The following is a 5,931-nucleotide window of genomic DNA, read 5'->3' on the forward strand; positions in this document are numbered from 1 at the left end:
ATTCCGTGCGGGTTCGATATCGTATCGACGGCGTGCTCTACGAAAAATTTACCGTGCCCAGAGCGCAACAAGCGGCACTTGTATCCCGTGTAAAAATCATGGCCAATCTGAATATTGCCGAACACCGGCTGCCGCAGGATGGTCGTATAAAAATCCGTTTGAGCGGGAAAGAAATTGATATTCGTGTCTCCGTGATCCCTATTGCCCACGGTGAACGGGTTGTCATGCGTATTCTCGAAAAGGGCAATTTCATGTTCAGTTTGGAAGAATTGGGCATGGATGAACGGGATCACAAATTAATGGACCGCCTCATTACCAGCTCACATGGTATTGTGCTTGTAACCGGTCCTACAGGTTCGGGAAAATCGACGACCCTCTACGCTTCCTTGGCACGGGTGAACTCGCCCGATAAAAATATTATCACCGTTGAAGACCCCATTGAATACCTGATTGCCGGTATCGGACAGATACAAGTACGACCCAAAATAGGATTGACTTTCTCTGCGGGACTGCGCAGCATTCTCCGCCAAGACCCGGACATTATTCTTGTCGGTGAAATTCGAGACATGGAAACCGCTGAAATGGCCGTGCAAGCCTCCCTTACGGGCCATCTCGTTTTTGCTACCCTTCACACCAACGATAGCGCCGGCGCCGTTACACGTTTAATCAACATGGGCATTGAGCCTTTCCTTGTCACCTCATCCACGATTGCCATCCAAGCACAACGTCTTGTGCGCCGCGTCTGTCAGGTATGCAAACAGGGCTACGAGCCTGATCCCGACAGTTTGCGCGATCTCGGTATCCAACTGGACGATCCCCGTTTGAAAATGCTTTACCGAGGTGAAGGTTGTGATAAGTGCGCGCAGCGCGGCTACTACGGACGAAGCGGTATCTTTGAATTGATGGTCATGTCAAATCATATCCAAGAGTTGGTTCTTCACGGCGCCGATTCCAATGTCATCAAACGGGAAGCACGCCGCGAAGGGATGCGGACTTTGCGCGAAGATGGCGCGGAGAAAATGTTGCGCGGCGAAACTACCATTGAAGAAATCCTCCGTGTCACGCGGGATGAGGTTTTAGACTAAACAATGAAAAGAAGCTATGGCTGTATTTGAATACAAAGCAATTATAAAAAGCACCGGCAAAACGACACGGGGCGTCATTGACGCTGAAAGTGCCGCGCAAGCACGCAGCCGCCTTCGTGAACAGGGGCTCTACCCGACGGATATCAATCAAGATACTTCCGGAGCCGACAGTACCAAAAAAGGATTAAAGATCGGATTTACTAACCGCGGGCGTGTCTCCGGTCGTGATATCGCGCTGATGACGCGACAATTGGCCGTGTTGCTCCGTGCCGGTATGCCCGTGCTGGAAGCCTTGAACGCTTTGATCGACCAAACCAGCCGTGTCCGTCTCCGCGCCATTATTTATGATGTTCGCGACAAGGTGAATAGCGGTAATACCTTGGGAGATTCACTAGGAGCCCATCCCCGCGTCTTTTCTGAACTCTATGTAAATATGGTACGCGCCGGGGAAGCGAGCGGTACTTTAGAACAAGTTTTAGTGCGCCTCGCCGACATACTCGAGCGACAGGCAAAACTCCGCGCGCAGATCTTATCAGCCCTTGCTTATCCTTCCTTTATGGCCTTGTTCGCTGTAGCAATCATCGTGTTTCTTGTCATGGTTATTGTGCCGCGAATCACTAAGATGTTTGAACGTCAGGAAACGGAATTGCCGGCGATCACCAAAGCCTTGATCGGTGTTAGTGAATGGACCGCTTCATTTTGGTGGGTGATTTTATTGGTCATCTTCGGCGTCTTTTCGTTGTGGCGTTTGTGGGTTTCCCGTCCCGAAGGCCGCAAACGCTGGGATCAGATGAAACTCAGGTTTCCGCTATATGGAACCCTTCACCTGAAATTAATTTGTGCACGATTTGCCAGAACCATGGGAACCATGTTGCAAAGCGGTCTCACCGTGCTGCCTGCGCTTGAGATCGTCAATGAAATTTTGGGTAACAGCTTCATCCAAATGCAAATGGATGACGTTAAGGTAGGTGTACGCCGTGGTCGTGACTTGGCGCAGCCTTTAAAAGAAACGGGATTGTTTCCGCCCATGCTAATCCATATGATTGAGCTTGGCCAACGCAGCGGAGAAATCGAAAATATGTTGATTCAAATAGCCGACACTTTCGATGAAGATGTTCGGTTGACTATAGATGCCCTTGTCGCGTTAATTGAACCGGCCATAATCATATGTATGGGCTTATTTGTCGGGCTTCTGGTCTTGGCTATTTTGTTGCCAATTTTCCAGATGAGCACCAATATTGGAGGATCGTAAATGATGAATAGAACATTGCAAACGCCAAAGAAAAGACTGTCGTCTCAAAGTGGTTTTACCCTTATCGAACTCATGGTCGTAGTCTCAATTATTGCCATACTCGCGACTACTGCCGGTATCTATTTGTTCGGTGCCCTGGATGATGCAGACGTCGCAAAAGCGAAGACCGAAATCAAAGCACTGAAAACGGCTGTCACCGCCTACATGATGAAAAACAATCGCCGTTTACCCGATTCCTTAGAAAGTGTGTCTGAATTCATGGATCCTCCTAAAATTCCGCTGGATCCTTGGGGCAACCCTTATCTCTACACCAAAGAAGGCACCCGCAAATACAAAATAGTGTCCATGGGTGCTGATGGTTCACAGGGCGGTACGGGAATCAATGCTGATATTTCCAGTGACGAGTTCTAATGTGCGCTTCCTTTCAGGCGAAGCTTTAGAATACCGGCGGCAAAATCAACGAAGCTGCGCCGGATTCACGCTGCTCGAACTTTCGGTAGTCATTCTTATTATTGGACTCATTGCGGCCGTTTCACTGCCTCAATTGGTGCCTTTACTTGTCTTTTCAGAATTGGAAGGACAGGCAAGAAAAATCGCCCATTACGGTTCTGCCGTTATCGCTGAAGCCGCCTTGTTCAATCGCGAATTGAAAGTGTATATCGATTTAGATGAACAAGAGATCTACACCATGGAAATTGTCTATCCCCAGCCGGAAAGTGAAGACGGTGCCGTCGATTCGCTCAATGTTTTTTCTGAATTCAAAAAAGCAAATAACTACACCGCCGCCGAACTTACTGAAATGATGGCAGGCGCAGAAAAAGGCAGCAAACGGTTGAGCGGAAATCTTCCTGACGAATTTGATCCCGCCGAAGCAGACGATCAGATGAAAAAAAATTTTGATTTGAGGCAACAGCAGCTGTTGATTACGCGCGCCAAAAACGTGAAACAAGATCACGGATTTCTCAGCGAAATAGGCCCTTTGTTTGACGACGGATTTGAATTAAGCTGGTCGGAGCCAACGGAAGAGGAGGTGGCGGGTCCGCTTCTTGAAAAAATTCATTTGCCTGAGGGCATTCGTGTCAGCGCCGTAGAGACCAACAACAGCACCGTCAACCGTGGTGTCATAGAAATACCGATCCCTTCGCTCGGCCTTGAACATTCCGTTTTCTTCACCCTAGTCAATATGGATGATGACCGCTTCATCATAGAATGGAATCCTGTGTCGGGACGAGGCATGGCAAAGGCGGGAGGGTTCTAAGGTGCGTAACGACGCTGTTGCTATGCTGCAAAAACGGTCAGGATTTACCCTAATAGAGGTGTTAATCGCGTTGACCATTCTCGCCGGCGGGCTTTTTGTCTTGGTGAACACTCACTATTCTGCTCTAAATCTTCATCTGATCACAGAAGAAGAAGTTGATAACCGTTCGCTCCTTGAGAGTATTCTAGGGCGTGCAGAATTGGGGATAGCTGCGGGCGAATTAAGCGGCGGGGGAGACTTCGGTTCACGATACCCCGGGTATAGCTGGAGTTATGAGGCGGAACAAGTAGGGGAAGAAGGAGGAAGCCCGTTACTGTCTGATACTTTATTCTATCGGGTTACCGCGACGCTCATGAAATCCGGCGGTGAAAGTAAATCCTTAGAGTTTTTTAGTTTTAGTAATTCGGAAATGGAAACGATCCAACAACGACCTTAGGAGTTTTGCCTGTGTGTCAGGTATGCAAAAAATATACTCGTGCCGGCTCCGAGGTGCTCGGATTTACATTGCTCGAATTGTTGATTGCAATTATTATCCTTGCCATTATTACGAGTATCGTCTATGGCAGTTTCGCCTCTGTTACCGGCACCATGGATATTGCCAGAAGCAAAGCGGAACGCTTAAGGTTTAAACAAGTCGTCTGGAAAAATCTGTCCGACAATTTGCAAGGGGTCTATATAGATGCAGCCGGCTTACAGCCGGAATATCAATTTCTGGGTGAGTCCGGTGACGGACCCTTTGGACCTGCTGATACGCTGCGTTTCGCTACATCGCTGCCTATGCCTGGGGCGAGGGCGTTACCCGGCGTCACACGGGTGGTGAGCTATGCGTTGGTAGATCAAAATGAAGCAGCCAGAGAGGTTTCCGATCTCTTCATTCCCGATGATGACCGTCCCGACAGCATTTTACTTGTTAAAGAACAACCTTTGGAATTGGAGTCGGGCGATTTCATGGCGACATCAGATTCCAACGCCGAGGGAAAGAACACACAGGCGATCCCCATTGCATCCATGGATATCCGTTATTTTGACAGCGTACGCAAGGACTGGGTCGATGACTGGGATTCTGTAGAGGAGCGCCGCTTACCCAGTGGTATACATATCAAGATTAATTTTCCGAGAAGTGAAGAGGAGCGACAAGAAATGTCCCGTTCGGGAATTGATCTCTCAGAGAATCCCGACTTAGAAATCATGATGACCTTGCCTTTAGGACTGGATGTAGAATTTCCTTTCCCAGACTTTAACAATCTCAGATTTACAGACAATGATATACTTTAAAACTCACAGAATCCTAATACCACTGAACCGATCACGTTCTCGCAAAGACGGGATAGCCTTATTGTTGGCTTTGGTTTTTGTGGCGCTCTTGTCCGCTTTGGTCTTCGCATTTCTGTATGAAATGGAGGTGGAGGCTGTTTTTTCACAAAACCAAGGAGCTGATTTCCAAGCCAAGCTTGCCGCACGCTCAGCAGTCATTAATGGAATTATGGTGTTGGGAGAACAATACGCATCCATGATGGAAACGGGTCTGCCGCCCGTGGATAGTGAATTGGATGGTTCGCAATGGCATTTGGGTGTCCCTTTTCAACCCTTAAATGATGCGACGATGCGCGCCTCTATTGCAGATGAATACGGAAAAATAAATCTCAATGCGCTGGTGGTATTCGAAAATGGATCGCTCGTTCATAATGAACCTGTCATCAACGCCTTGCGTGAATTTTTCGCCTTGCGCAGTGACACCAATTATGACCCTGTAGACGCCATAATCGACTGGGTAGATTATGATGATGGCGACGCAGAGGAACCCGAAGGCGCAGAGAGCGATTACTACCGCAGTTTAGAAAATCCCTATTCCTGTAAGAATGGGCCCATGACGAGTATAGAAGAATTACTCCTCATCAAAGGCATTACACCGGAATTATATTTTGGCGATCCCGAGCAGGAGCAGCTTCCTCTTTCCGAGTATCTGACGGTGCACGGAGACTGGGAGGGACGAGTCAACGTGAACACGGCCCATGAAGATGTGATTGCCGCCGTTATTGCAGGACATTCCGGCAACCTAGACATTACTGCAGCCGAACAAATTTATGATGAAGCGCGAATGGCGCCCATTGATAATGCCAGCCAACTGCAGCCATTTATCCCTGATATGGGCGTGCAGGCCGATAGACCTGAACCGCGCCTGGAGGGATTCGAACGGAATTTGTCGGACGAAAATATGCGCTCCCTCCAGCGCAGACAACAACAACAATCTGTGGAATCGATGTTTCGCTTTAATAGCAACTGTTTTCGGATTTACGGCGATGGGTTGATGGATGATATACAGGTGCGTATAGAAG

At 48.4% G+C, this 5,931-nt stretch carries 7 protein-coding genes; all 7 read left to right on the forward strand.

Annotation, left to right across the window (positions count from 1 at the left end; translation table 11 throughout):
- The coding region (tadA, locus tag GX117_09555) for a Flp pilus assembly complex ATPase component TadA (GenBank protein NLO33582.1) at positions 1 to 1,085 on the forward strand (1,085 nt) is incomplete at its 5' end.
- Positions 1,086 to 1,101: 16 nt separating this feature from the next.
- Positions 1,102 to 2,337 (forward strand): type II secretion system inner membrane protein GspF, encoded by a 1,236-nt coding sequence (gene gspF, locus GX117_09560; GenBank protein NLO33583.1) that lies wholly within the window; start codon positions 1,102 to 1,104, stop codon positions 2,335 to 2,337.
- The gene (locus tag GX117_09565; GenBank protein NLO33584.1) at positions 2,338 to 2,748 is read left to right on the forward strand and encodes a prepilin-type N-terminal cleavage/methylation domain-containing protein; all 411 of its coding nucleotides are present in this window, start codon (positions 2,338 to 2,340) and stop codon (positions 2,746 to 2,748) included.
- The gene (locus GX117_09570) at positions 2,720 to 3,595 is read left to right on the forward strand and encodes a type II secretion system protein (protein ID NLO33585.1); all 876 of its coding nucleotides are present in this window, start codon (positions 2,720 to 2,722) and stop codon (positions 3,593 to 3,595) included. Before GX117_09565 ends, GX117_09570 begins: the two co-directional genes overlap by 29 nt.
- A 1-nt stretch (position 3,596) precedes the next feature.
- Positions 3,597 to 4,031, forward strand: a complete 435-nt coding sequence (locus GX117_09575; protein ID NLO33586.1) for a prepilin-type N-terminal cleavage/methylation domain-containing protein — start codon at positions 3,597 to 3,599, stop codon at positions 4,029 to 4,031.
- An 11-nt stretch (positions 4,032 to 4,042) separates the two neighbouring features.
- Positions 4,043 to 4,870, forward strand: coding sequence for a prepilin-type N-terminal cleavage/methylation domain-containing protein (locus GX117_09580; protein NLO33587.1), 828 nt, complete (start codon positions 4,043 to 4,045; stop codon positions 4,868 to 4,870).
- Positions 4,871 to 4,931: 61 nt separating this feature from the next.
- Positions 4,932 to 5,931: general secretion pathway protein GspK (locus GX117_09585; protein ID NLO33588.1), on the forward strand; the 1,000-nt coding region annotated here is incomplete at its 3' end.

It is taken from the genome of Candidatus Hydrogenedentota bacterium (genome assembly GCA_012523015.1).
Lineage (GTDB): Bacteria > Hydrogenedentota > Hydrogenedentia > Hydrogenedentales > CAITNO01 > JAAYBJ01.